This window comes from Tahibacter aquaticus, from assembly GCF_004363655.1.
Classification (GTDB): domain Bacteria; phylum Pseudomonadota; class Gammaproteobacteria; order Xanthomonadales; family Rhodanobacteraceae; genus Tahibacter; species Tahibacter aquaticus.
Genome location: NZ_SNZH01000007.1, coordinates 119,808 through 145,414 on the forward strand (window position 1 = coordinate 119,808; position 25,607 = coordinate 145,414).

The 25,607-nt window shown below is 64.0% G+C and carries 21 protein-coding genes and 2 tRNA genes; 19 read left to right on the forward strand and 4 right to left on the reverse strand.

The window, feature by feature from the left end; all coding sequences use genetic code 11:
• Nucleotides 1-144: 144 nt before the first annotated feature.
• The 3 genes from rplU (at nt 145) to cgtA (ending at nt 1,935) form a co-directional block, all read left to right on the forward strand.
• A complete protein-coding gene (gene rplU, locus DFR29_RS12835; RefSeq protein WP_133819013.1) occupies nt 145-459 on the forward strand; it encodes a 50S ribosomal protein L21 in 315 nt (104 codons plus the stop codon).
• Nucleotides 460-477: 18 nt separating this feature from the next.
• Nucleotides 478-735, forward strand: coding sequence for a 50S ribosomal protein L27 (rpmA, locus tag DFR29_RS12840; protein WP_133819014.1), 258 nt, complete (start codon nt 478-480; stop codon nt 733-735).
• Nucleotides 736-885: 150 nt separating this feature from the next.
• A complete protein-coding gene (gene cgtA / locus DFR29_RS12845) occupies nt 886-1,935 on the forward strand; it encodes an Obg family GTPase CgtA (RefSeq protein WP_133819015.1) in 1,050 nt (349 codons plus the stop codon).
• Nucleotides 1,936-2,109: 174 nt separating this feature from the next.
• Here cgtA and rpsT read toward each other — a convergent pair whose 3' ends face one another.
• Nucleotides 2,110-2,373 carry a 30S ribosomal protein S20 gene (gene rpsT / locus DFR29_RS12850; protein ID WP_133819016.1) on the reverse strand — a complete coding sequence of 88 codons (264 nt, stop codon included), beginning with the start codon at nt 2,371-2,373 and terminating at the stop codon, nt 2,110-2,112.
• A 323-nt stretch (nt 2,374-2,696) separates the two neighbouring features.
• Here rpsT and murJ point away from each other — a divergent pair, with 323 nt between their 5' ends.
• The 13 genes from murJ to DFR29_RS12915 all read left to right on the forward strand — a co-directional run bounded on the left by murJ (nt 2,697) and on the right by DFR29_RS12915 (nt 17,679).
• Nucleotides 2,697-4,304, forward strand: a complete 1,608-nt coding sequence (murJ, locus tag DFR29_RS12855; protein WP_133819017.1) for a murein biosynthesis integral membrane protein MurJ — start codon at nt 2,697-2,699, stop codon at nt 4,302-4,304.
• Nucleotides 4,305-4,339: 35 nt separating this feature from the next.
• Nucleotides 4,340-5,290 (forward strand): bifunctional riboflavin kinase/FAD synthetase, encoded by a 951-nt coding sequence (locus DFR29_RS12860; RefSeq protein ID WP_133819018.1) that lies wholly within the window; start codon nt 4,340-4,342, stop codon nt 5,288-5,290.
• Between the two features lie 3 nt (nt 5,291-5,293).
• A complete protein-coding gene (gene ileS / locus DFR29_RS12865; protein ID WP_133819019.1) occupies nt 5,294-8,269 on the forward strand; it encodes an isoleucine--tRNA ligase in 2,976 nt (991 codons plus the stop codon).
• Entirely contained in the window at nt 8,269-8,787 is a 519-nt protein-coding gene (gene lspA / locus DFR29_RS12870; protein WP_133819020.1) for a signal peptidase II, read from the forward strand. The genes ileS and lspA overlap by 1 nt, the downstream gene beginning before the upstream one ends.
• 34 nt (nt 8,788-8,821) lie before the next feature.
• The gene (gene ispH, locus DFR29_RS12875) at nt 8,822-9,775 is read left to right on the forward strand and encodes a 4-hydroxy-3-methylbut-2-enyl diphosphate reductase (RefSeq protein ID WP_133819021.1); all 954 of its coding nucleotides are present in this window, start codon (nt 8,822-8,824) and stop codon (nt 9,773-9,775) included.
• Nucleotides 9,776-9,922: 147 nt separating this feature from the next.
• The gene (locus DFR29_RS12880; protein ID WP_133819022.1) at nt 9,923-10,501 is read left to right on the forward strand and encodes a GspH/FimT family pseudopilin; all 579 of its coding nucleotides are present in this window, start codon (nt 9,923-9,925) and stop codon (nt 10,499-10,501) included.
• Between the two features lie 23 nt (nt 10,502-10,524).
• Complete coding sequence (gene pilV, locus DFR29_RS12885) at nt 10,525-11,076, forward strand: type IV pilus modification protein PilV (protein ID WP_166654060.1); 552 nt, start codon at nt 10,525-10,527, stop codon at nt 11,074-11,076.
• Nucleotides 11,077-11,093: 17 nt separating this feature from the next.
• Nucleotides 11,094-12,548 (forward strand): PilW family protein, encoded by a 1,455-nt coding sequence (locus tag DFR29_RS12890; RefSeq protein ID WP_208113590.1) that lies wholly within the window; start codon nt 11,094-11,096, stop codon nt 12,546-12,548.
• Nucleotides 12,549-12,562: 14 nt separating this feature from the next.
• Nucleotides 12,563-13,237, forward strand: a complete 675-nt coding sequence (locus tag DFR29_RS12895; protein WP_133819025.1) for a pilus assembly PilX family protein — start codon at nt 12,563-12,565, stop codon at nt 13,235-13,237.
• A gap of 14 nt (nt 13,238-13,251) precedes the next feature.
• On the forward strand, nt 13,252-16,845 hold the full coding sequence (locus DFR29_RS12900) for a pilus assembly protein (protein WP_166654061.1): 3,594 nt from the start codon (nt 13,252-13,254) through the stop codon (nt 16,843-16,845).
• Between the two features lie 93 nt (nt 16,846-16,938).
• Complete coding sequence (locus tag DFR29_RS30055; RefSeq protein WP_166654062.1) at nt 16,939-17,394, forward strand: type IV pilin protein; 456 nt, start codon at nt 16,939-16,941, stop codon at nt 17,392-17,394.
• Between the two features lie 79 nt (nt 17,395-17,473).
• Nucleotides 17,474-17,549, forward strand: a tRNA-Thr gene (locus tag DFR29_RS12910).
• 55 nt (nt 17,550-17,604) lie between these two features.
• Nucleotides 17,605-17,679, forward strand: a tRNA-Val gene (locus tag DFR29_RS12915).
• Between the two features lie 67 nt (nt 17,680-17,746).
• Here DFR29_RS12915 and DFR29_RS12920 read toward each other — a convergent pair.
• Complete coding sequence (locus tag DFR29_RS12920) at nt 17,747-18,385, reverse strand: BON domain-containing protein (protein ID WP_133819028.1); 639 nt, start codon at nt 18,383-18,385, stop codon at nt 17,747-17,749.
• 420 nt (nt 18,386-18,805) lie between these two features.
• Here DFR29_RS12920 and DFR29_RS29170 point away from each other — a divergent pair, with 420 nt between their 5' ends.
• From DFR29_RS29170 to DFR29_RS12930, 3 genes are all read left to right on the forward strand, one after another.
• On the forward strand, nt 18,806-18,979 hold the full coding sequence (locus DFR29_RS29170) for a hypothetical protein (protein ID WP_166654063.1): 174 nt from the start codon (nt 18,806-18,808) through the stop codon (nt 18,977-18,979).
• A 77-nt stretch (nt 18,980-19,056) separates the two neighbouring features.
• A complete protein-coding gene (locus tag DFR29_RS12925; protein ID WP_133819029.1) occupies nt 19,057-19,599 on the forward strand; it encodes a hypothetical protein in 543 nt (180 codons plus the stop codon).
• A 319-nt stretch (nt 19,600-19,918) separates the two neighbouring features.
• Nucleotides 19,919-21,673: a trypsin-like serine peptidase gene (locus DFR29_RS12930; protein WP_133819030.1), complete on the forward strand. Its 1,755-nt coding sequence runs from the start codon at nt 19,919-19,921 to the stop codon at nt 21,671-21,673.
• A 179-nt stretch (nt 21,674-21,852) separates the two neighbouring features.
• Here the strand turns inward: DFR29_RS12930 and cysK are convergent, their stop codons facing one another.
• Nucleotides 21,853-22,806 (reverse strand): cysteine synthase A, encoded by a 954-nt coding sequence (gene cysK, locus DFR29_RS12935; RefSeq protein ID WP_133819031.1) that lies wholly within the window; start codon nt 22,804-22,806, stop codon nt 21,853-21,855.
• A 189-nt stretch (nt 22,807-22,995) separates the two neighbouring features.
• Nucleotides 22,996-25,104 carry a glycosyltransferase gene (locus DFR29_RS30060; protein WP_243746054.1) on the reverse strand — a complete coding sequence of 703 codons (2,109 nt, stop codon included), beginning with the start codon at nt 25,102-25,104 and terminating at the stop codon, nt 22,996-22,998.
• Between the last annotated feature and the right edge of the window lie 503 nt (nt 25,105-25,607).

Consider the following 25,607-nt stretch of genomic DNA (forward strand, 5'->3'; position numbering starts at 1 on the left):
GCCTGCCCGGATTGCCGGCCAGCTGGCCGCGGCTTGCTGAGGAATTGACCAGCGCGGCCAATGTCGCTATCCTCGCGCGCCCCAAATAGGGACAGGCCTGCGTGACCGGCCTGGCAACAGCAGAATAACTACAGAGGAATTCCCATGTACGCAGTCATCGTCACCGGCGGTAAGCAATACCGCGTGATGAAGGGTGAGGTTCTCCGCGTCGAGCTGCTTACGGCCGACGTCGACTCCACCTTTACCTTCGACCAGGTCTTGCTGGTCGGCGAAGGCGATTCGATCAATGTCGGTGCTCCGCTGATCAGCGGTGCCAGCGTCACCGCCACCGTGAAGAAGCACGGTCGCGCCGACAAGATCCGCATCGTCAAATTCCGCCGGCGCAAGCATTTCCGCAAGGAAACCGGTCACCGTCAGCATTTCACCGAAGTCGAGATCACCGGCATCAGCGCCGGTTGAATCTGAGGAGTAGCAGTCATGGCATCAAAGAAGGGCGTAGGCTCAAGTCGTAACGGCCGCGATTCGAATCCGAAGTATCTCGGCGTCAAGGTTTATGGTGGCGAAGCCATCAATGCCGGCAACATCATTCTTCGCCAGCGCGGCACCCAGTTCCATCCGGGTACCGGCGTCGGCCTGGGTCGCGACCACACCATCTTTGCGCTGATCGACGGCAAAGTGGAATTCGCGGTCAAGGGCCCGAAGAGTCGCCGCACGATCAGCGTCGTTCCGGCCTGATTTTCGCTGCAGCGATCCTGACAAAAGCCCCGCTTTGGCGGGGCTTTTGTTTTATATAGCCTGCACTGCACAGCCAGTGGCGCGGTGCCGGTCTGGTCGCCACGCTGTACCTTACCTTTCGTTCCTGCCACGGTTGTCCGATTCCCGCCTATGAAATTCGTCGACGAAGCCGAAATCAATGTTCACGCCGGCAACGGCGGCAACGGCTGCGCCAGTTTCCGGCGCGAAAAATTCATCCCGTTCGGCGGACCTGACGGAGGTGACGGTGGTGCGGGCGGCAGCGTATTCCTGCAGTCCGACGAAAACCTCAACACCCTGGTCGATTTCCGCCATCAGCGCGTCTACCGTGCCGGTCGCGGCGAGAACGGCATGAGCCGGCAGATGCACGGCAAGGCCGGCGACGACCTGACCATCCGCGTGCCGGTAGGCACGGTGGTCATCAATGTCGATACCAACGAAATCATCGGCGACCTGACCGAACACGGCCAGCGCCTGAAAGTGGCCCAGGGCGGCGACGGCGGCCTGGGCAACATCCATTTCAAAAGTTCTACCAATCGCGCGCCGCGCAAAGCCACCACGGGTTTTCCGGGCGATGCGCGCGAACTGCGTCTGGAACTGAAACTGCTGGCCGACGTCGGCCTGCTCGGTTTCCCCAATGCGGGCAAGTCCACGTTTATCCGCGCCGTGTCGGCAGCAACGCCGCGGGTGGCGGACTATCCGTTCACCACCTTGCACCCGAACCTGGGTGTGGTGCGCATCGACACCGATCAGAGCTTCGTCGTGGCCGATATTCCCGGCCTGATCGAAGGCGCCGCCGATGGCGCCGGCCTGGGCATCCAGTTCCTCAAGCATGTGGCGCGTACCAGCTTGCTGCTGCATCTGGTCGACATGGCGCCGCTGGACGGCGAGACCGATCCGGTGGCACAGGTCAAGGCCATCGAGGCGGAGCTCAAGCAGTTCGATCCCGGCTTGCTCAAGCGGCCGCGCTGGCTGGTACTGAACAAGGCCGACCTGCTGCCCGAGGAGGATCGCCAGAAAGCCGCGAAGGACATCGTCAAGCGGCTGAAATGGAAGGGGCCGTGGTTCCTGGTCTCGGCCATCGGCCGCGAAGGCACCTGGCCGATCTGCCTGGAAGCACAGAAATTCTTCGACGAGGCAAAGCGGGAGTTGCGCGAAGCGAAGGAGCAGGAAGAGGGCTGAGGTTTTGCGTCGAGCGGGGTTTTCGCTTTGGGTTGAGGTGTTGCTTTGGCCGGGCTGGACAGGCCCGGCGAGCGGTCTTTGAATGTCGCCGCATCGCTCTTCAATCCCCCCAAACCGCCACAAAAAAAGCCGGCTTTCGCCGGCTTTTTCGTTCAACCTGCTACCCATCCGCTATCAGGCAAGAGCCTTGATATGGTTGGTGAGACGGCTCTTGTGGCGGTTGGCCTTGTTCTTGTGGATCAGGCCACGGCTGCCATAGCGGTCCATGATGGGTTCGGCGATCTTGTACGCGGCTTCGGCGCTAGCCTTGTCCTTCGCTTCGATTGCCTTCACGACCTTCTTGATCGCCGTGCGCAGCATGGAGCGGGCACTGACGTTGCGCTGACGGCGCACTTCAGACTGCTTCGCGCGCTTCTTTGCGGATTTGATGTTAGCCAAGGTAAGACTCCAGACGCACGGCTTTGGAAAAAGACGCGCGAGCATACGGGGGATGTGCCATGGCGTCAACCGCCAGGACGGGATTTCCAGGTGTGGCGAGGGCTGGTCGTGCTGCCTGCGCCGGCCGTGCCGCGGTTGTGCCGGGGCGGGCCGTCGTGCTTCCAGCGCCACAGCGCGGGTGCGCCGCGCAACGCGGCCCAGGCCTTAGACTACGCTGTTCGTATCTCTGGCCCTAGTGTCCTGTCGCTGCGGCGACCCGCGGCCTCCTGTCCACCCGGTTGCTGTGCGCCGGCCGGGCCGGGCCCGGCGACGGAGTTGTGCGTGTGAAAACCCCGAGTCTGTTGCGTTCCCTGATGTCGTTCAGCGGCATGACCTTTATCTCGCGCCTGCTCGGCCTGGTGCGGGAGGTGGCAATGTCGGCGGCATTCGGCGCCGGCATGGTGACGGATGCCTTCAATGTGGCGTTCCGCATTCCGAATTTCCTGCGCCGGCTGTTTGCCGAAGGCTCGTTCTCGCTTGCCTTCGTTCCGGTGCTGACCGAGGTCAAGGAAACGGAATCGCCGGAGGCCTTGCGCGAGCTGGTTGCGCGCACCGCCGGCACGCTGGGCGCGATCCTGTTGGTGGTGACGGCCATCGGCGTGATCGGTGCTGACTGGCTGGTGCGCCTGTTCGCTGCGGGCGCGGTGGACGAACCGGAGAAGTTCGCGCTGACGGTCAGCCTGCTGCGCGTCACGTTTCCGTTCCTGCTGTTCGTGTCGCTGACCGCGCTGGCCGGTGCCGTGCTGAATGCGCATCACCGCTTTGCGCTGCCGGCGCTGGCGCCGGTGATCTTGAATCTGTGCTGGATCGTCGCCGCACTGTGGCTTGCTCCGTATTTCGACGTACCGATCATGGCCGTGGGCTGGGCCATCTTTGCCTCGGGCGTGCTGCAGCTGCTGTTTCTGCTGCCGTCGCTGGCCAGGCTGAACATGCTGGCGTGGCCGCGCTGGGGCTGGAGCCATCCGCGCGTCAAGCGCATCCGCCAGGTGATGATTCCGACCTTGTTCGGTTCGTCGGTGGCCCAGGTCAATCTGCTGCTGGATACCCTGATCGCCTCGTACCTGATTACCGGTTCGCAGACCTGGCTGGGACAGAGCGACCGGCTGCTGGAATTTCCGCTGGGCCTGTTCGGCGTGGCGCTGGGCACGGTGATCCTGCCCAGTCTTTCGCGGCACCATGTCAGTACCGATGCGGCGGCGTTCTCCCGCGCGCTGGACTGGGGCCTGCGCACGGCGTTATTGATCGCGATGCCGGCCATGCTCGGCCTTGTGCTGTTGGCCGAGCCGCTGGTCGCCACCTTGTTCTTGCATGGCAAATTCACGCCGCACGATGTGGCCATGGCCGGCCTGAGCCTGTCGGCGCTGAGTTTCGGCCTGCCGGCCTTTGTGCTGATCAAGGTCGTCGCGCCGGCGTTCTATTCCCGTGGCGATACGCGCACGCCGGTACGTGCCGGTGTGGTGGCGATGGCGGCGAACATGCTGTTCAACATCGTGCTGGTGGCCATTCTGTTCGCCTGCTGGCATCAGCCGGCAGATCTCGAGCAGGGCTGGGTTGCGGCGCTGGCGCGTGTACCCGGTCTGCATATGGCATTGGCCGTTGCCAGCGCGCTGGCGGGCTATCTCAACCTCGCCCAGCTCTGGCGGGCTCTGGTCAAGACCGGCGTCTATCAGGCTCAGCCCGGTTGGGGGCGGCATCTGCGGCGCGTAGGCGTGGCCTGCCTGGCGATGAGCGTTGTCGTGCTGCTCGGCAATCACTATGCGGCCGACTGGACGCGCATCCCGACCTGGCAGCGTGCCGGCCAGCTCGCTGCGCTGGTCGCGGCGGCGGCGGCGGTCTACCTGGCTGCCCTGTTGGCGCAGGGCTTTCGCCTGCGCGAGTTGCGCGCCCATTGAGCCGGCCGGTCCTGCCAGCCGTTATACTCGGCCCAATGCATACGCTGTCCCGTGACGCCGCCGGCCCTGTGCTTGCGCCGCGCGGCAGTGTGGTCTGTATCGGCGCATTCGACGGCGTACATCGCGGTCATCGCTACGTCATCGACCATGTCTGCCGTCGTGCTGCCGAGTTGAATCTGCCAGCCGCGGCCATCAGTTTCGAACCCGTGCCACGCGAATTCTTCGCCCGTGGCGATTTGGTGCGCCTGAGTTCGGCGCGGGAAAAGATCGAGCAGTTGTTCGCCGCCGGTCTGGACACGCTGCTGTTGCTGCGTTTCAACGACGCACTGGCGGCCATGAGTGCAGAGGATTTCGTTGCCGGCGTGCTGGTGCAGCGGCTCAACGTGCGCGAGCTGTTCGTCGGTGCGGATTTCCGTTTCGGCCATGGCCGGCGCGGCGATATGGACTTGTTGCAGCGCCTGGGCGCGCACTATGGCTTCCGTGCGACCGAGCTGCCGCCGCTGGTGCAGCAGGACGCGCGGGTGTCCAGCTCGGCCATCCGCAGCCTGCTGGCATGCAGCCAGTTCGATGCCGCGGCAGGCCGGCTGGGGCGCCGCTTCGGCATTTCCGGCAAGGTTGTGCACGGGCAGCAACTGGGGCGCCAGCTGGGCTATCCGACGGCGAATATCCGCCTGGGCCGGCGCCTGTCGCCATTGCAGGGCATCTTCGCCGTGCGTGTTCACGGTGCGGGGCTGGGCGATCATCCGGCCGTGGCTAGTCTCGGTGTGCGGCCTACCGTGGCCGGGCGCGAGCCGCTGCTGGAAGCGCATCTGTTCGACTTCGACGGCGATCTGTACGGCCGCCGCCTCGAAGTGGAATTTGTTGAAAAGTTACGCGATGAAGAAAAGTTCCCGGACCTGGAAAGCATGGTCCGGCAGATCGACCGAGACGCCGCGCAAGCGCGGCACATCCTGGGCGCAGCCGCGACAGCGACCGCCGGAGCCTGAACCGTGACGACCGACTACAAGAACACGATCAACCTGCCCGAAACCCGATTCGCGATGAAGGCTGATCTGGCCAAGCGCGAGCCGGCCATGCTGGCGGACTGGGAAACCCGTCAGCTGTATCAGCAGATCCAGCGCGAAACCGCCGGGCGCGAACGCATCTTCGTGCTGCACGACGGCCCGCCGTATGCGAACGGCATGATTCATCTCGGCCACGCGCTGAACAAGATCCTCAAGGACACGGTGGTCAAGTCCAAGCTGATGGCCGGCTACCGCTCGCCTTACGTGCCGGGCTGGGATTGCCATGGCCTGCCGATCGAGATCGCGGTGGAGAAGAAGATCGGCAAGGTCGGGCAGAAGGTCGATGCCGCCACTTTCCGGCAGAAGTGCCGCGAATACGCCAGCCAGCAGATCGACCTGCAGCGCGCCGACTTCAAGCGCCTGGGCGTGATCGGCGACTGGGACAACCCCTACCGCACCATGGACGCGAAGTTCGAGGCGGACATGGTGCGTGCACTGGCCACGATCTACGCCAACGGCCATGTGACACGCGGCTTCAAGCCGGTGCACTGGTGTTTCGACTGCGGTTCGGCCCTGGCCGAAGCGGAAATCGAATACCACGACAAGACCTCGCCGGCGATCGACGTTGCCTACGACGCCGTGGACAAGGAAGCCGTGCTGGCTGCCTTCCTCGGTGCGCGTAGCCAGGGCCATGCCCTGTGGCAGCAGTTCGACAGCCTTGTCGTTGCCGTGCCGATCTGGACGACCACGCCGTGGACGCTGCCGGCCAGCCTTGCCGTTTCGCTGGGGCCGGACCTCGAATACAGCCTCATCGAAGCGCCGGCGCGCAACGGCCAGCGCGTGCTGCTGGCTGTGGCTGCGGCGCTGGCGGACAAGTGCGCGGCGCGCTACGGCAGTGCCGGCGTCGACGGCGCAGCTGTGACCCACGGCGACGTGGCCAACGGCATGGCGCTGGAAAACCAGCTGCTGCAGCATCCGTTCTACGATTTCCGCCAGGTGCCGGTGCTGCTTGGCGAGCATGTCTCGGCCGAAGACGGTACCGGTGCCGTGCATACCGCGCCGGGCCACGGCGTCGAAGACTTTGCTGTCGGCCAGAAATATGGACTGGTGGAAAAGTTCACCGCGGCCGAGCTGAATCCGGTCGGCGGCAACGGCGTCTATCTCGCCGGCACGCCGCTGGTGGAAGGCCAGTTCATCTGGAAGGCCAACGATTCCATCGTCGAGCTGCTGCGCGAACGCGACAAGCTGCTGGTGGCCACGCGCATCGAGCACAGTTATCCGCATTGCTGGCGGCACAAGACGCCGGTTGCGTTCCGCGCCACGCCGCAATGGTTCATCAGCATGGAAAAGGCCGGCCTGCGTGCCGATGCGCTGGAATCGATCAAGCGCGTGCGCTGGATTCCGGGCTGGGGCGAAGAACGTATCACCAGCATGATCGCCAGCCGTCCCGACTGGTGTATCTCGCGTCAGCGCACCTGGGGCGTGCCGATCACGCTGCTGGTGGACAAGACCACGCAATTGCCGCATCCGCGCAGTGTGGAATTGTTCGAAATTGTCGCCCGGCGCATGGAGCAAGGCGGCATCGACGCCTGGTTCGCGCTGGATGCGGCCGAGCTGATCGGCGCCGAAGCAGAACAGTACGAGAAGGTCAGCGACGTGCTCGACGTCTGGTTCGACTCCGGCGTGACCCATCGCGGCGTGCTGGCCGAACGTCCGGAACTGGCCACGCCGGGGCCGGACGACAAGATCATGTACCTGGAAGGTTCGGACCAGCACCGTGGCTGGTTCCATTCCTCGCTGCTGACTTCGACGGCGATGTATCGCCATGCGCCGTACAACGAGGTGCTGACCCACGGCTTCACCGTGGACGAGCACGGCCGCAAGATGTCCAAGTCGATAGGCAACGGCGTCGAACCGCAGGACGTGATGAAGAACTATGGCGCCGACATCCTGCGCCTGTGGGTTGCTTCGACCGACTATCGCAACGAAATGTCGATGTCGAACGAGATCCTCAAGCGCGTTGCCGATGCCTACCGGCGCATCCGCAATACGGCTCGCTTCCTGCTCGGCAACCTGCACGGTTTCGATCCGGCCCTGCACCTGGTGCCGGTGGAAGAATCCCTGCTGCTGGACCAGTGGGCAGTGCAGCAGGCGTTCGATACGCAGCAGGCTGTCCGTGCGGCGTACGAGCGCTACGATTTCCCCGAGATCGTGCAACGCGTGCAGAACTTCTGTACCAACGAGATGGGCGCACTTTATCTCGATATAACCAAGGATCGCTTGTATACAATGCAGGCTGCGAGTCTGGGCCGGCGTTCGGCGCAGAGCGCGATGTACCGCATTCTCGAAGCGCTGGTGCGCTGGCTGGCGCCGGTGCTGAGCTTCACTGCCGAGGAAATCTGGGCGGAAATGCCCGGCGAGCGCGGCGGATCGGTGTTCTTCGCCACCTTCTACGAAGGTCTGGCGGCAACGCAGGCCTCGCCGCAGCAGCGGTTGTGGTGGAGCGAACTGCTGGCTATCCGTTCGGCCACGTCCAAGGTACTGGAAGGCATGCGCGTGCTTGGCGGCATCGGTGCATCGCTGGAGGCCGAGGTCACCTTGTACGTCGATGCCGACCAGCGGGAGCGTTATGCCGAGGTGGCCGATGAGCTGCGCTTCGGTTTCATCACCTCCAAGCTGGAGCTGCAGGCGTTGCGTGATCGCCCGGTCTATGACGTGGTGGCCGCCAAGCTCGGCTTCGAGTCGTTCGTCGACGACGAGGCCAGACCCACGGCCCTCGCCGCCAGGGCCGATGTGCCCGAGCACGAAGTCTGGGTAGTGGCCAAGGCCAGTGAAGCGGCCAAATGCGTGCGCTGCTGGCATTACCGCAGCGATGTCGGCGCCCATGCGGAACACCCGCAGCTCTGCGAGCGCTGCGTCAGCAACGTCGCCGGCAGCGGCGAACAGCGGCGGTTTTTCTGATGGCGGCGCCGGGCGAGCGGTTGCCGCTGCGTGCCAATGCGCTGAGCTGGCTGGTGTTGTCGCTGGTGTTGATCGTGGCCGACCAGTGGACCAAGCAGATCGTGCTGGCGCATCTGGTCGAAGGCGTGCCGGTGCCGGTCATCGACGGCTGGCTGAACTGGACGCTGGCCTTCAATACCGGCGCCGCGTTCAGTTTTCTCGCCGATGCCGGAGGCTGGCAGCGCTGGGGTTTCAGCATCCTGGCCGTGGTGATCAGCGCCGTGCTGACGCTGTGGCTGGCACGCACGCCGCGGCGCGACTGGCTGACGGCACTGCCGCTGGCCCTGGTCGTCGGCGGTGCGCTGGGCAACCTGATCGACCGGTTGCGGTTCGGCCATGTGGTCGATTTCGTCCAGGTCTACCACGACAGCTGGGCGTTCCCTGCCTTCAATATCGCCGATTCGGCCATCTCGGTCGGGGCAGTGCTGCTGGCCGCCGCCAGCCTGCGTAGTGGGAAAGGGGAGGGCGCCGCGCGATAATCCGGCGTCTGCCTGGTCCGGATACCGCTTTGCCATGGAAGTCCTGCTTGCCAATCCCCGTGGGTTCTGTGCCGGCGTCGATCGTGCCATCGAGATCGTCGAGCGTGCGCTGGAAGTGTTCGGCGCGCCGATCTACGTGCGCCACGAAGTGGTGCACAACCGTTTCGTGGTGGAAGGCCTGCGCAACCGCGGCGCGGTATTCGTCGACGAACTCGACGAAGTACCCGACGGCTCCACCGTGATCTTCAGTGCCCACGGCGTTTCCAAGGCCGTGCGAGCAGAAGCCGACCGGCGCGAGCTGCGCGTATTCGATGCCACCTGTCCGCTGGTGACCAAGGTGCACATCGAGGTGTCCAGCCACTGCAAGGCCGGCCGCGACGTGGTGCTGATCGGTCATGCCGGTCATCCGGAAGTGGAAGGCACGCTGGGCCAGTGGACTCGTTCCGGCGCCGTCGGGGAGATCTATCTGGTCGAAACTCCCGAAGACGTGGCCCGGCTGCGGCCGCGCAGTCCCGACGATATTGCCTACGTCACCCAGACCACGTTGTCGGTGGACGATACCAAGGCGGTGATCGACGCCCTGCGCCGGCATTTCCCGAAAGTGCTGGGCCCGCGCCACGACGACATCTGCTACGCCACGCAGAACCGCCAGGATGCCGTGCGCGTGCTCGGTCAGCGTTGCGACCTCGTGCTGGTTGTCGGTTCGGTCAACAGTTCCAACTCCAACCGCCTGCGCGAGCTGGCCGAGAAGCAGGGCGTACCTGCCTTCCTGATCGACAGCGCCGCCGACATTCGCGACGAATGGCTGGAGGGGCGCGAGCGTATCGGCGTCACTGCCGGCGCCTCGGCACCGGAAGAACTGGTCAACGACGTGATTGCCGCCCTGCGCCAGCGCGGCGCCGGTGCGGTTTCCGAGCTGGAAGGCGTGGCCGAACTGATGCGCTTTGCCCTGCCCAAAGAGCTGCGCATCGTGGTTTTGCCGGCCTGATCCGGAGCCCGCGCCGAGCCGCGCCACAGCTGAACCGCAGCCGGCCCGTCTGTCCGACATTCGCTACCAATCACCTCACCATACGTTGTCAGCCATTGAACACCCGGATAGCTTGGCCGAATAGCCGGCCAGCTACCGAGGTGTGCGATGTCGATGTTCCGTTTCCGGTTGCGAACAGCTCGGCTGAACCGAGTTGCCCAGCGCGGCTTTACCCTGATGGAGTTGCTGATCACGATGGCCATCGCCGCCATCCTTGTCGGTGTGGCGCTGCCCAGTTTCCGCGAATCCATGGTACGCACCGCCGTTACCCAGACCGGTAACGACATCGTCCTGGACCTGAATACGGCCCGTGCCGAGGCTGTGAAGCGCGGCTTCAATACGGCGGTGATCGCGAAAACGCCCGGCAATTGGACTCTGGGATGGGAAATCTGGGTCGACATCAACGGTAACGGTGTATTCACCGAGGCCGGAACCGATGTGTTGATCCGCGATCATCTTCGTATTGACGATCCGTATCGCGTGCTCGGTGCCCCTCGCTCGGGCGGCGCGGCAACCCAGATCGTCTACAACGGCACGGGCGCCGTCAACGGTGGCGCCTACGACTTCGTCGTCTGCCGGCCCAATACCCCGAACGGCCAGAACCGCGCCGTGCTTGTCGGGAACAACGGCACGGTCAGTAGCCAGCGCAAGCCACCTGCCGGCATGGCCGTGTCCTGCCCGCCATGATCATCAATTGGAGAACTGCCGCCATGAAGGGGAATCGGGGCAGCCGGGGCTTTACCCTGCTGGAAGTGTTGATCGCCGTCGTTATTCTGGGCATAGGCCTGTTGGGTCTGGCAGGCCTGCTGATGGTTTCGGTGCGGACGAATCAGAGTGCGTATCTGCGCACCCAGGCTTCGTTCATGGCGCAGTCGATGGCCGATCGGATGCGTGGGAATCTGCGCGGCATATGGGCGGGCAGTTACAACGCGACCGTCCCAACTGGAAGCGGCAATGCCGGAGCGGCAACGACCTGTCCCTGCAACTCCGCACAGCTGGCTACGCGGGATCTGTTCTGGTGGAGCCAGGAAATCCACACGCTGCTGCCTAATTCGGGCGCAACGATCGCCTGCGTGCGCCGGCCGGGCAGTCCCATTGCGGGCCAGAACCTGGCCAATGCCACTCAGGCGAGACTGAGTTTCGACGGTGTCTGCACCATTTCCATTGTCTGGAACGAATCCACCTTGAATGTCGGCGGTCCGGGCGCTGCGTCAGCAAGCACGCCTGAAGTACAGACATTTGTCTGGGCCTTCCAGCCATGACTGCGGAGATCGACTTCATGAAGCAAAAAGATCCGGCGCGCAGGCTCGTTGCAGTTCCGCTCATGCAGCAAGGCTTCACCCTGATCGAGCTGATGGTCGCCCTTGCGCTGGGCCTGCTCGTCAGCATCGGCATCATTGCGTTGTTCCAGAGCACCAGCAACACCAATCGTGTGCAGGATGCGCAGGCACGCGTGCAGGAAAACGGTCGCTATGCGATGAGTCGTCTCATCGACGACATGCGCATGGGCTTCGGCCAGCCGCTGGCGGTCAATGCCATTGCGGCGAACCAGTCGGTCAATACCGAACTCGTGCAGGCGCCGATGATTGCCCCCATGGTCTACGTGGCTAATATCGCCTCCTTGCTGCCGCGCTGGCGCACGGGTGATACCGTGGTGCCGGCAGGCTGGTCAATGGCGCAGCCATATCCGCTATCGCCGCGATGGCTTATCCAGGGGCACGAGTGCTCGGTCACCGGCAGCGCGTGCAACCCCTCGGTTCCGACGGATCTGCCGGCGGTAGGAACGGTCGCAGGCAGCCGCGTGCAGGGAGCCGACGTGCTGACCGTGCGCTACATCGGTTCGCCGGGATGGACCATCGCGCAGGCTTCTGGCGGGGGGGCCACCGGCTCGGAGCAGCATTGCCCCGCTGCAGGGCAACCCAATGCCGGGTTCATTACAGACATCCTTGTAAGACCTGCCCCGGGCGAGCCAGCAACCAATTTTGCTTCGGGCGATCTGGCATTGCTGTGGAATGGCAACCAGGGGGCCATCTTCAAGGTGAACGCCGCGGGTTTGGCGGGTTCCAACCAGACACTGACCCCAATCGACGTACTGCCGACGGGCGGTATAGCGAGGATCCGGTGCGCTGATATCGGTTCCCTCAGCACCGTCACTGTGTACAACTTCAGCAGGGATCTTCGTACAGCGACTTATTTCCTGCAGCTGATCGCCGACCCCAGTCCGGATGCCAACCCCGCTAATCGTGTCATTCCCGCGCTGATGCGTTGGGTAGAAGGCGCGCCGTTGAACACGCGCGTTGCGGACATTCTTGCGACCGGAGTCGAGCGCATGGATTTCCTCTACGGCACGGAACAGCTGGCGTCCGCGTCGACAACCCCGTTCAATTTTCTCGACGCGAATCAGGTCCAGACCACCGGAAGCTCGGCCAACTGTCCGATACCACCGGTGCAGTACGTGACCTGGAACAATTACGCAGGGGCCATGGACAGCAACTGCCTCTGGCGCGCGGTGCGGACGATCGAAGTCCACTTGTTGATCAATACGATCAACGACATCCCGTTTCTGTCGCAATCGGATGAGGCCTATCGCTATAGCGTCAATGGCGGTACCGCGCTCAGCTATGTCCAGGCGCAAATTCCTACCGGTACTGTCATGCCAAACGGACTGCAGCGGGGCCGCATGATGCGGCGCGAATTCACGGCGCAGATCGCCGTGCGTAACAGCACACCTTGAGCAGGCCAAACGCCATGAATATCCGATCTTTCGGCAGTAGCCCTGCACACGCGCGTTCGCAACGCGGCGCCGTGCTGTTCGTGGCACTAATCTTCCTGGTACTGATGACGCTGATCGCCGTAGTCGCCAGCAATACGTCGATTCTGCAGGAACGCATGACTGGCGGCATGCGCAATGTGCAGATGGCCCAGATGGGCGCGGACAGCGGTGTGCGCGGCATGGAGGTGCAGATCTGGACCGCACCGGTGCGCGGCGTCAATCTGACCTGCGACGAAGGCGGTGGGCCCAGCACGGATTTCAAATGCTATAGCCGCGTTGTCGCATCGGCGGCGTCGGATACTTTGGTGTTGGACGACGTGGTGCGCAAATTCCGCTCGGAGAAGGGAAAGATTGCCAGCGACGGCGGCAGCAATTCGACCATCGACTACTCGGCAACAACCATTCCCGAATCGGCCCGGCTGGCTTCGCGCCCGCGCGTCATGGTCGAACTCATGGGGCGCGTGTCGGGCGCCGAAGATACCGAATCGCCGCACGCCGGCCTCAAGCCGGTCGCTGCCGGTCCTGGCGGCGGTGTGCAGGAATTCCTGGCCTACCGCATCACCTCGCGATCCACTGGTGGTAACGATTCAGCCGTTCGACTGGCGGAAAGCGTCTTTCTGGCGCAGATCCAGCCGATTGCGACGCCGTAATGGGGACGAAGACCATGTCACTGACCAAATTCCTCCGTTCGCCTTTTCTTGCCGCTGCCGTCGCCGCGCTTACGCTCGGGGCTGGCCTTAGCGGAGCGCCCGCGACAGCGGGCACGGTCGATCTCGGCACCGCGCCGCCCGATCTGAGCAGTGCGGTGAATCCGAACGTCATCGTCACCTTCGACGATTCGGGCTCGATGGGCGCCACCGCACTTCCGGACGACATTGCGGACGAGTACGGCTACAGGTACTACTACGATTCAAAATGGAACAAGATGTACTTTGATCCATTGAAGGACTATCCGCCGCCGATGCGCCCGGACGGTATCAACTTCCCGAATTCGAACTTCGACGCGGCCTGGCGTGACGGCATCTGCCACAACTGGTCGCCGAGCTACTGCTACAACGCCGGCAATACCAAGAATCTCGGTACCCGATTCTACGAGAGCTTCGGCAACGAGACGGCGACGACGAACCGGCCGAATGCGCTGGCCGCTGACAATCGCACCATTCCATCCGCCTTCCGCCCGGCGAGCGGAGGCGCATTCTGGTTCGAGTGCCCGAACCGCAATGAGACCAACTGCGTCCTGAAGGTTGTCGGCACCGCCACCGATCCGAAGCCGGCGCCGCCGGCCCCGGAAGTGCTGGTGCCGATCAAGCAGCGTTTTGCCAACTGGTATTCGTATTACCGTACGCGCAACCTCATGACGCGTACTGCGCTGTCGCGCACGTTCGGCGGCCAGACACTGGACAACAAGGTGCGGGTGATCTGGCAGACCATCAACGCCGACTTCATCACCAGTACGCCGGCGATCCGCGGCCGCCAGGTCCAGGAAATGACCAGTACCTGGAAGACCAGTTTCTTCAACTGGATGTTCGAGGTCACCAACAATGGCGGCACGCCGAATCGGCGCGCGACGATCGAAGCGGCCAAGGTGGCCGAGCGCTCGCTGAGCGGCGACAACATGAACCCGTACTACTACCCGCCGCTGGTTGCGGGCGGCAGTTTCCGCAGTCTGGAATGCCGGCAGAACTTCCACATGCTGGTGACGGACGGTTACTGGAACGAGGGCGATCCGACCACGCCTACGCCCTACGTCAAGCAGAACAGCGGCGTCACCCTGCCGGACGGCAAGGTCTATTCCGTCACGGACCCGCTGACCACGATCTACTGGAATGTGGCGGGTACGGCGTACGACTCGTCCATTTCCAATATTGCCTTCAACTACTGGGCGCGAGACCTGCAGCCGACGCTCGCGAACAAGGTGCCTGCGTACTGGGCGGATCGGACTGCTGCGGTGACGGTGCCGCCGAACGACCCCGGTTCGGTTCCCTCGGTGTACTGGAATCCGGCCAATGATCCGGCGACCTGGCAGCATGTCGTGCAGTTCATGGTTGCCTTGGGCATCGCTGGCAATCTCAATTATCCGACGGACTACAACGCACTGCGCACCGGCACGCTGGCATGGCCTACGCCGTCCAACAATTCGAAGCCGGCTCTGGACGACACCTGGCACGCGGCCGTGAATTCCCGCGGCCAGTACTTCAGTGCGGACAACCCGACCGTGCTGGTCGACAAGCTGACCGAGATCCTGACCAGCATCCTTACCCGCCGCGGCGCTTCGACCACCCCCGCGGTCAGCACCGGCGTGTTGACCACGACGACGGCCGGCTATGTTGCCGGTTACGACTCGGCCGACTGGTCCGGCTATCTGATGGCGCAGAACATCGACGAGTTCGGCAACCTCCTATCGACAGTCAACTGGGATGCGGGCTGCAAGCTGACGGGCGGGCCCTGCCCCTCGACCGGTTCGAGTGCCAACACGCCGGCCAAAGACCCGAGTTCCCGCGTCATCGTCACGTCCAGCGGCACACTCAACAGCGGCAAGCCGTTCCGCTGGACCTCGCTCAACGCGGTGCAGCAGGCCAACTTGAACGGCGTGGATGCCCGCGGTTCCGAACGCCTGAATTTTCTGCGTGGGGATCGCACCTCGGAAAATCTGACCACGAATCCGCTGCGCAAGCGTGGTTCGGTGCTAGGCCCGGTGGTCAATGGCCAGCCGCGCTATTACGGCCCGGTCGAGACCTTGTATGACGATCTTTGGCCAGCAGGCGCGCCGGAAATGGGCTTGCCGTTCAAATCGTTCAGCAAGTACCGCACCGAAAGCCTGACGCGCAAGGAACGTATTTTCCTGGCGGCGAACGACGGCATGCTGCATGCGTTCGACAAGGACGGCAACGAGGCCTGGGCCTATATCCCCAGCACGTTGTTCACCAATGGAAAACTGCGCCAGCTTACAGCGCAGAACAGCGGCCTGGTGCCTACCGTCGACGACAGGCCGATCATTGGCGACGCATATATTCGCGGCAAATGGCGCTCGATTCTCATTGGCAGCCTGCGATTTGGCGGCCGCGGTATCTATGCTCTCGATATCAGCGACGCGGCCGCGACCGAATCCGAAGGCGGCGTCGCCGGCAAGGTTCTGTGGGAGTTCAACGCGCTTAACGCGGATGGCACCACCAATCCCGATGCCGCCAATCTGGGCTACACCTACGATTCGGCCAACCTGGCGCGTCTGGCCAATGGCAAGTGGGTGGTACTGATCTCCAGCGGCTACTTCCCCAAGACTGGCCCCGACAGCACGATTGCGCCGGCGATAGCCAACCAGACCTCGCTGTTTGTGATCGATCTCGACACCGGTGCGCTCATTCGCGAGCTACGCACGCCGGCCGCGGTCACCAGCTACGGCCTGTCGGGCCCCGAAGTGGTGAACTACAACCGTGGGCGCGATACCAACATCGATTCGTTCGCTGTGGCGGGCGATCTTGCAGGCAATCTGTGGCGGTTCGATCTGGAGAAGCCGAATCCTGCCGACTGGACCGTTACCCTGATGTTCCAGACCTACGATGGCGTCGCGGCGAATATCGGCAAGCAGCCGATCAGCGTTACACCGATTGCCTTCAGCGACGCGCCGCGCGGTCCGGCCAAGTCGATCCTGCTGTTCGGCACCGGCAAGTACCTGGGCGACGAGGACCGTCTTGCCACCGGCACGCCGCAGCAATACCTGTATGGCATTCGCGACAGAGGTCCGGGAATGAGCCGGACCACGCTGACGCAGCTGGTGAATCAGACCATGCTCAACGAGCCGAACAATCGCCGGTCGGTTACCAAAAATCCGATGCTGGATACCCAGGAGGGCTGGCGCATCAATCTGCCGACTCTGGGCGAGCGCAACGTCGTTACGCTGACGCCGATTTTCGCGAACGGTTTTGCGGTGTTTTCGACGGTGATTCCGGCTGGCGACAACCCCTGCGATCCGGCACGTACGGGCGCCATTATCGTGGTCGATTCGCGCAACGGTGGTCCGCCGGGTACGCTGCTCGACAGCGCGTTCGGCGGTTCTCCGGGAGCAGGAAAAGCCTTTGCGGGTGTGGTCGTAGCGAATCCGCCGGCTGCGGGACAGCTAGGTGCTGTGAATCGGCTCGGTGGCGGTAGTCTGATCCTGCCAGGCATTACCCCGGTTGGCGGTGGTCCGCCGGTAGAGCTCAACGTTGTCCCGGTCTGGCGCCGCGGTTCCTGGCGCGAAGCCCTGGATTTCACCGAGTAGTTCACAATCGGCGGGAAGGCTTGCGGATGTTGCTTGCCTTCCCGCCTCTCCTCAGCCATAACGGCGCGAATGTCATCAGTTAGGGGAAAGGTCGTGAAACAGAAAGTCAGTCAGGGCTTCACCCTGATCGAAGTCATGATCGTTGTGGCCATCGTCGCCATCCTGACTGCGATCGCCGTGCCGAACTACTCGCGCTATGTCGAGCGCGGTCGCCGCGCCGAGGCGCGTGAACTGATGATGCGCGTGGCGTCGGCAGAGGAGCGCTATTACACCAACTTCAACCGCTATACCAACGACATCGCAGGGGCCGCCCCGGCCGGGCTTGGTATGCCGAATTTGCGCAGCGAGTACTACACCGTTGCGGTGCAGCTGGTCGGCGGCAACCAGCAGTATCTGATCCAGGCAACCGCGCCGACCGTATTCCCTGCCGGCCACCCCAATGTCGGCAAGCCGAACCCCCAGGCCAAGGACAAGTGCGGCACGCTGACGATCACCAATTCGGGTGTGAAGGGCAAGTCCGGCACCGACACTAACGGCAAGTGCTGGTAAGTGCCCTGGCAGCGGGACCGATCCATTCCTCGGTCGCCTTGCTACGCCCACGGCGAGTAACTATACTGCGCGGCCTTTCGCCGACGTAGCTCAGTTGGTAGAGCAACTGATTCGTAATCAGTAGGTCGGGGGTTCGATTCCCTTCGTCGGCACCAAGGTTGTTGTTGCGATTGACCGGGTAGACCGGACGGTTTAAAGTCCGCGCCCTCCGGGCGGTTAGCTCAGCGGTAGAGCACTGCTTTCACACGGCAGGGGTCACAAGTTCGAAACTTGTACCGCCCACCATACAATTCAGTGTGATAGACAAAGGCCCGGGAAACCGGGCCTTTGTCGTTGGCCGTTGCCCCCGCCGCTATTCCGCGACCACAAGTTGAACCGCGTCGACCGAGCGCACGCCGATCGTGTTTTCGGCCGCGGCAATCGCCGCCAGGCGGGCGGAGGCCGATACGGCGGTGCCGCGCAGTTCGACGATGCTGTTGCTGGCGCTGACGGCGATCGCACAGCTGGCGATGGTCTGCGAGAACGACAGCGTGTAGCTGACCGCGGCACTCAGCCAGCGGTCGGACTGCGATGCTCGCGCCAGTCGCTCCTGCTGGCGGGTGGCTGCAGTGAGCTGCGCGGTCTCGGTGTGCGGCGACCAGTCGTTGACGTCGATCTGATTGCTCAGGCTGGCGGCGCCGTAGGTGTCCAGCGCCAGGCTGCCGGCCAGTGTCTTTTGCGCTTCGCTGCGCGCCAAGCCCCATAGCTCGACACGTCCGCCCGTTGCGGCGACATTGATGTCGGTCGCATCCAGCAACACGTTCCATTGCAGGCGCGCCAGGACCGCCGCCGCGGTGCGCTGGTCGCTGGCGGCGCTGTCGCAGCGCCGCGCACCGTCGACGGGAACATCCGCAGGTGCCGCCGCAAGCTGCATGGAGGCCAGTGCCAGCGCGAGCGTCGCCGTCGCCCCCAGCCTTACGGCGCGGCGGCGTGCGGCGTTTGAGAGTGTCATGGTCTACTCCAGTGATTCGCAGGCAGGAAGCCGGCAACAGAATGCGGATCTATCGGCCATCAAACTGGATGCGCCCGGCGGTGTTTGCAAGGCCATGCGCGCGAGGCGCGCGTGGCGATTTGGCAGTTTATATAAATTATATATGTGGACATATATTTGTCGATTCGTAACGGACAAATAACAAATTTAGGCGCATAGTCGCGCAGCAACCCTCCGAACTACGACGCCCCTGTCGGGTTCCCGACGATGCCGAGTCGTCCAGCTGCTTTTCTCTATCGAATGCAATGGCTTCGCCGTGCGCGATCTGCTGTTGCGGCTTACTCATGTGCCGGGCGCCGGCACGTCCAACACGACGGGTCATGCCCGTTGTCGCCTTTTTCGCATGCAATACGCCACGGACGGTATTCAGGAGTGATTGCCATGAACAATTCCCATAACGCCAGCAACGCCAGCGTCAAAGACGATTCCCACGCGGAGCCGGTCGCTACGCCGGCCACAGTCAGCGAGCCGGATGGCGCGGATGTCGCGAAGTCGGAGCCCGAATCGGAAGCCGGCGCAACCCAGCTCTCTGCCGTCGTCGAACCGCAGAGCTGATCGCGCGTAACTTGGTGAATGGCCGCTCGGGCTTCTGCTTGAGCGGCTGTGCTGCACGCCGGTGTTCGCACCAGAGTTTGGAAACCCGCGCCATGAAGAACGTGCGAGTACATCGCCCGACGCAGGATTTCTCGTATCTCGCGGCGGTCGATGCCTTCATTTCCGAAGGCGGTTTCGTTCCGCCTGCGCCTCGGGTGGCAGCTCGCTGCGTCCGCGCAGAAACCGTTTGCCGGTCTCGCGCGGAGATTCCCCTGCCTGGACAAAAATGCTCGCCTGCCGATCTGGCCGTCATGCAACAGCACGCCATTACGTTTGGCGACGGCCATTTTCATTACGCCGGCTATCGCTACGAGCGGCTGAGCGATGCGGCTGCCTATGCCCTGTTGAATGGCCCGCTCCGCCGCACCGTCGATAGCAGCAGCAATGCTCCCCAGGCCAGGCCCGCTGCGCTTCTGTCGGAAACCGATCACCGCCGCATGGCCATGTTCGCTATCGTGCGTGAAGGTGCCCGCTTCCGCTGGGGACCGTATCGCTACGACCGGCTGGCCGATGCCATCGCCTATGCCACCCTGATGCAGCGGCGCGACGAAAGCGTCCGCGCCCAACGCCGGCAAAGCTGATTGCACCAGCCCGCGGCCATTGCCGCGCTCGCACTTCGCTGCATCGTTCTCGCTCAAATCCTCCCTGAAAAAAGCATCGACGAGTACTGGCCGAACCGCGACCGCCAATGTTCGGCCGCCGTTGCCTGCATCGTTCGTACAGGCAGGCGGTGCCGCTTGCGAGCGCGCTCGCCGACGCCGTCAAACTGAAGGGGTTCACGCGGTTGCGGCCCCGCTGTGCTGACAGGAAAAGCCGCGACCCTGCGTACTATCTGCTGACTTTGACGGCGTATAGTCGCCACCACCGGGCCAGGCTGGCCCGTTTGCTTTGGAGCTTGCCATGAAATTGCGGTCCGCCAGCGTGATGCTGGCCCTGTCTCTGGTTGCTGCGGCGAATGCAGCGGAATACGCGCAGACGAGCAGCGAGGTCTACCGTCCCGATCCGGCATCGGCGCCAAAACAGGAACAGTGGCGCGCGGGCGCTGCAAAGGCTGGTACCGCAACGCTGCGCTTGCCGGCGCTGGCGCCAGAACGAGCTACGGCGGTGCGCAAGCGCAATGCGGAGGCGCGCCAACGCCGCCTGCAGGTCGGCATAGGCCGGGCGATTGCCAGTGAAGCGGTAGACGATCTGCCGCGGCTGCAGTGGCAGGCGGTAGCCGGCGGTTCGGTCGCAAGGCTCGATGTCGCCTCGACCGGCGCCAGCGCCCTGCGCACCGGCCTGCGTGTCGCCAACTGGCCGGACACAGCGGAGTTGCGCGTAGCCGGTACGGATTACAGCGAGCAGATCTATGCCGTCGACGGCGCGGCGGCCAAGGCCCAGGCAGGTGCCGACGGTGTGTACTGGACGGCAGTGACCGACGGCGAACTGCAGCACCTGGAATTGTTCGTGCCGGCCAACGTCGATCCGGCCACGGTCGTGCTGAACGTGGATGCAGTTTCGCATCTGCTGCTGCGCCAGCAGGCACCCGAACCGCTGAGCAAGGCGCTGGGCGATTCCGAGAGCTGCAATGTCGACGTGGTTTGCCTGGCCGGTACGCTGGGCGCGAATTTCACCAGCGTGAAGAACGCTGTCGCGCGCATGCTGTTCCAGTCAGGCGGCAGCACCTATACCTGCAGCGGCACGCTGATCAACGATCTGGTCGACAGCAGTCAGATTCCCTGGTTTTTCACGGCGCACCATTGCATCGGGAACCAGTCGGAAGCCTCCTCGCTGGTGACCTTCTGGAACAATGAGACGCCGAGCTGCGGCAGCGACCAGAACGGCCCGAACATCCAGGTCGGCGGCGGTGCGCAGTTGTCGTATTCGCAGTCGACTACCGACGGCGCGCTGCTGCGCCTGAACGGCAATCCGCCGGCTGGTGCGGTACTGGCGGGGTGGAGTGCCAATCCGCTGACGCCGAACAGCGCGATCCTCGGCATCCATCATCCGTCGGGCGACATCAAGAAGGCCAGCCGCGGCACGCATAGCGGCGTCACCGATAATCTCAATCTGGGCGGCCAGCTGATCAATAGTACCTTGCGCGCCTCCTGGAGCAGCGGCACCACCGAAGGCGGCAGCAGCGGCTCGGGCCTGTTCACCCTGGGCAGCAACGGCTATCAGCTGCGCGGCGGCCTCTACGGCGGCCGCGCCTCGTGCAGCAACAGCGGGCTCAGCGAAGCAGCGGGCAATGTGGATTATTACTCCCGCTTCGACCAGATCTACCCGTCCATCCAGCAGTTCCTCGGTGCGGCGGCGAGCAACGGACCGACGCGCGATTACACCGGCCAGTGGGATCTTTCCAGCGAAAGCGGCCGTGGCTTGAGCATGTTCCAGTTCAACCAGCTGCTGTTCGCGTTGTGGTTTGTCTATGACGGCCAGGGCCGCGCCTCGTGGTACCAGCTGGACCCGGCCTGGACCGGCGTGGACGTCGCCAGTGGCCGCGTCGTGCGCTGGACCGGTTCGCCCTGGGGGCCGAACTACAATCCGGACGCGCGCCAGCTGACCAATGTCGGCACGTTCACCCTGACCTTTACTTCGGCCACGCAGGCGAATTTCAGCTACAACGTCGACGGCGTGAACCGTTCCATCGTGCTGAGCAAGATCAGCGTCAACTGAGGCGGGCGCTCGATTGCGGCAGGCAATCTGTGGGGGGCTTGCCTCGGCGCCGGCGTGTGCCCGCGGTGTGTTCGCAACCTGCGCAGCTTAGAAAGTCCGGCAAGAAGACAAAAAGAAAGCAGCCGCGAGGCTGCTTTCTTTTTGCGCTGGCACCAGGCCATGCCGCTATCGCGACGGCATCAGAGGCTTTGCAGCCACTCGTCGTCCGAGCCCTCGTTGACGCCTTCGAACAGAAAAGTGGACAAGTAGCGTTCGCCGGTGTCGGGCAGCATAGACAGGATCACCTGGCCTGCGGTGGCGCTACGTGCCACTTCCAGTGCCGCGGCAAAGGTGCCGCCGGCGGAAATGCCGCAGAAGATGCCTTCCTGTGCGGCGAGCAGGCGTGCCGTATCGCGCGCCAGCACGTCGTCGACCGGAATGATGCGATGGGCAACATTGCGCTTGAGCACGGCGGGGACGAAATCCGGTGTCCAGCCCTGGATCTTGTGCGGCTTCCATTCGTTGCCGGCCAGCAGCGAAGCGCCGGCCGGTTCGGTGGCGACAATTTCCACTTCGGGACGCGCCAGGCGAAGCATTTCGCCGACGCCGGTCAAGGTACCGCCGGTGCCCCAGCCGGTGACGAAGGTATCGAGTCGGCGGCCGGCGAAATCCTGCAGGATTTCCGGGCCGGTGGTATTGCGGTGATAAGCCGGGTTGGCTTCGTTCTCGAACTGGCGGGCCAGGAAGGCGCCGTGCCGGGCGGCAAATTCTTCGGCGCGCCTGACCATGCCGCTGCCGCGCTCGGCCGCCGGCGTGAGGATCACCTTGGCGCCGAGCGCACGCATGATCTTGCGCCGCTCGATGGAGAAGGTTTCCACCATGAAGGAAACGAACTGATAGCCCTTGGCCGCGCAGACCATGGCCAGGGCGATGCCGGTATTGCCCGAGGTAGCCTCGACGATCATCTGGCCCGGTGCCAGCAGGCCTTTGGCTTCCGCGTCGAGCACGATGGCCAGGGCCAGGCGGTCCTTCACCGACGACATCGGATTGAATGCCTCGAGCTTGACGTACATCTCCACGCCCGCCGGTGCGAGGCGATTGATGCGGACGACGGGGGTGCGGCCTACGGTATCGAGAATGCTGTCGTGGATCATGCGCGCGCTCCGCAGTGAAAGAACGCGCGCACCTTAGCAGAGGTTGCCGCGCGGCGGCATTGCGCTTTGGCGCCGCCTCGTAGGGGGCGATGAGCGCAGCGAATTGCACCGCAAGGCAGCCGGGTCCTTGTCGCAAACGGCCAGACCGCGACGGTGCAATTCGCTGCGCTCATCGCACACTGCGGATGTTCAGGCGAGGATTCGCGCGAGTGCCTTCTTCGCCGCGTCGAAGGAAAAATGCCTTTGTACGTTGGCCAGGCCGTTGGCCGACAAGGTCTGCCACAGCGCTGCGTCGTCGTACAGGCGCACGATGGCCTCGGCAAAGCCGCTCGCATCGGTGGCGACCAGCACGTCGCTACCGGCCTGGATGTGCATGCCTTCCACGGCGGCGGTGGTTGCCACTACCGGCAGGCCGTAGCTCATGGCCATGTTGACCTTGCCCTTGACGCCCGCACCGTAGCGCAGCGGCGCGACCGAAATACGGCAGCCGTCCATGAACGGTTCCAGGTCGGCAACGAAGCCGTGCAGCACGAAATGCTCGCTTTCGAACTCGCGCAGGGCTTGCGGCACCGGCTGGCCGATCACGTGCAGGCGCACCTCGGGCAGCGCGGTGCGCACCAGCGGGAAGATGTCGCGGGCGAACCAGAGCATGGCGTCTTCGTTGGGCGGATGCTGGAAGCTGCCGACGAAGAGCAGGTCCTTGCGTTCGGCGAATGCCGTGCGGCAGCCAAACACTTCGTGCACATTGGAAAGAATATCCACGCGCGCCTGCGGTAGTTCGCGCGCAAGCAGGGCCTGTTCGACCGGGCTGACCACCAGGGTCGCATCGCATTCGCGGATCAGCTTGAGTTCCTGTGCCCGCGTGCGTTCGGCCTTGCGCTTGAGTTCTTCGCTGTGTTCCAGCGCAGCGGCGCGCTGTTCGCGCAGGTAATGCAGGTCTACCGTGTCGAAGATCAGCTTGGCCTTGGGCGCGTACAGGCGCGCAAGACCGAGATAGTTGATGGCGACGTAGTGGCGCGACAGCAGGATGGCATCGAACTCGCCGCCGCGCTGGCGGAACAGGCGGATCGGATCGTTCATGTACGGCGCGTACAGCACTTCCACGCCCAGGGCCTGCAGCGCCGGGGTGTAGCCGTCGAGGTAGAGGCGGTTCTCGGAGAAGAATGTGACCTGCCAGCCCAGGGCGTCGAGCAGGCGCATCAGGTTGACCATGCGCAGCGAGCCGGAATCCTGGTCCGGCGTCGGCGTGCAGGCGTCGACGATCAGCAGCCGCCGGGACTTGCGGAAGCTGGCTGCGTGCGGCGCCTTGGCTGCGTCGTCGATAGGCAGCGGCTGTCGTGTGAGCGCGTCTTTCCATTTTTCCAGGAATTTTTCCTGGTTCACCACCTGGTAGCGTTTCATGCCGCTGGCGGTATCGGTGCCGGCGCTGATGCCTTCGAAGTGCACGACGGTGGATTGCGGTTCGTAGTAGACCTTGAGGCCGGCGGCGCGTACGGCGAAGGCGAGGTCGGTGTCTTCGTAATAGGCCGGCGCGTAGCGGCGGTCGAAGCTGCCGAGCTGCTCGAACAGGCTGCGCCGCAGCATGATCGCTGCGCCCGAGCAGTAGTCGGCTTCGCGGCGGAAGTTGTAGCGTGGATCGGCGGGATCTTCGAAGCGGCCGTAGTTCCAGCCCGAGCCGTCGCGGAACACGATACCGCCGGCTTCCTGCAGGCGGCCGTCCGGATAGACCAGCTTGGCGCCGACCAAGCCGGCGTCGGGCTGCTCGGCAAAGCAGCGCAGCAGCGCTTCCAGCCAGCCCGGCGTGACCACGGTATCGTTGTTCAGAAAGAGTACGAATTCACCGTGTGCTGCGGCGGCACCGGCATTGCACGAGCCAACGAAACCGAGGTTCTGTGTGTTGCGCACCACGCGCAGGCCGTCCACGTCGGCCAGGCTTTTGGGCGTGTCGTCGCTGGAGCAGTCGTCCACGACAATGACTTCGAAGCTGGCCTTGCCGGCGTGCTGCGCCAGCGAAGCGAGGCAGGCGAGGGTATAGGCGATCTTGTTGTAGACCGGAATGACGATGGATACCTGCGGCTGCGGCCAGGCCGGCAGGACGATGCTGGTCGCCGCCTGTTGCGGCAGGCCTTGCAGCACGGCCACGGCCGGTGGCTTGCCGCGCCGGAATTCGCGCAGCGCGCGCTGCACGGTCCCGGCCAGGCCGCGCCGTTTTAGGCTGCCGCGCATGCGCTGCAGCAAGCCGCGGCTGCGGGTCAGGCTGAAGGCCAGGCGTGCACGCGCGCCACGCAGTTTGCGCATGGCATAGCGCAGCGGCCGGGTCAGGCGCCAGGACAGGCTGCCGTGGGCGAGATCCAGTTCGGTTTTCAGGTTCAGTGCCCAGCGCGTGCGCAGTTCGAATTCCGTTTCCAGACGGCTGTAGTCGTCCTGGGTGCGCTTGAGCCATTCGGTGCGCTGCTCGCCTTCGGCGACCAGGCGATCGATCTCGCTGCGGCCCAGGTCGATGGTGAGCTGGTGATGGCGCACGTCGCGCTGGGCGCGGCGCAATGCGCGATCCAGGCCCGACGCCCATTCGGCACGTTGGTCCAGTTCCTGCGTCTGTTTTTTCAGCGTGGCGGCCTGCCGCTGCAGCGCCTGCTGCTGGGCGGCCAGTTCGCCCTGCTGAACCAGCAGCTGAATCTGCTCCGGGCTGGCATGGCGCAGCGGCGGCGCGGCGGATCGCGGCGCCGCGGGCAGCAACGCGGCGTAGTCGGCGCTCATCTGCGCCAGCGTGCGTGGTGCGTGGGTACGCAGGCGAGCGCGCA

What these genes read in the sequence shown, in the direction of transcription:
- rplU (WP_133819013.1), top strand. Translation starts at nt 145, where the DNA reads ATGTACGCAGTCATCGTCACCGGCGGTAAGCAATACCGCGTGATGAAG.
- rpmA (WP_133819014.1), top strand. Translation starts at nt 478, where the DNA reads ATGGCATCAAAGAAGGGCGTAGGCTCAAGTCGTAACGGCCGCGATTCG.
- cgtA (WP_133819015.1), top strand. Translation starts at nt 886, where the DNA reads ATGAAATTCGTCGACGAAGCCGAAATCAATGTTCACGCCGGCAACGGC.
- DFR29_RS12860 (WP_133819018.1), top strand. Translation starts at nt 4,340, where the DNA reads ATGCATACGCTGTCCCGTGACGCCGCCGGCCCTGTGCTTGCGCCGCGC.
- lspA (WP_133819020.1), top strand. Translation starts at nt 8,269, where the DNA reads ATGGCGGCGCCGGGCGAGCGGTTGCCGCTGCGTGCCAATGCGCTGAGC.
- ispH (WP_133819021.1), top strand. Translation starts at nt 8,822, where the DNA reads ATGGAAGTCCTGCTTGCCAATCCCCGTGGGTTCTGTGCCGGCGTCGAT.
- DFR29_RS12880 (WP_133819022.1), top strand. Translation starts at nt 9,923, where the DNA reads ATGTCGATGTTCCGTTTCCGGTTGCGAACAGCTCGGCTGAACCGAGTT.
- pilV (WP_166654060.1), top strand. Translation starts at nt 10,525, where the DNA reads ATGAAGGGGAATCGGGGCAGCCGGGGCTTTACCCTGCTGGAAGTGTTG.
- DFR29_RS12890 (WP_208113590.1), top strand. Translation starts at nt 11,094, where the DNA reads ATGAAGCAAAAAGATCCGGCGCGCAGGCTCGTTGCAGTTCCGCTCATG.
- DFR29_RS12895 (WP_133819025.1), top strand. Translation starts at nt 12,563, where the DNA reads ATGAATATCCGATCTTTCGGCAGTAGCCCTGCACACGCGCGTTCGCAA.
- DFR29_RS12900 (WP_166654061.1), top strand. Translation starts at nt 13,252, where the DNA reads ATGTCACTGACCAAATTCCTCCGTTCGCCTTTTCTTGCCGCTGCCGTC.
- DFR29_RS12920 (WP_133819028.1), bottom strand. Translation starts at nt 18,385, where the DNA reads ATGACACTCTCAAACGCCGCACGCCGCCGCGCCGTAAGGCTGGGGGCG.
- DFR29_RS29170 (WP_166654063.1), top strand. Translation starts at nt 18,806, where the DNA reads ATGAACAATTCCCATAACGCCAGCAACGCCAGCGTCAAAGACGATTCC.
- DFR29_RS12930 (WP_133819030.1), top strand. Translation starts at nt 19,919, where the DNA reads ATGAAATTGCGGTCCGCCAGCGTGATGCTGGCCCTGTCTCTGGTTGCT.
- cysK (WP_133819031.1), bottom strand. Translation starts at nt 22,806, where the DNA reads ATGATCCACGACAGCATTCTCGATACCGTAGGCCGCACCCCCGTCGTC.
- DFR29_RS30060 (WP_243746054.1), bottom strand. Translation starts at nt 25,104, where the DNA reads ATGCGCAAACTGCGTGGCGCGCGTGCACGCCTGGCCTTCAGCCTGACC.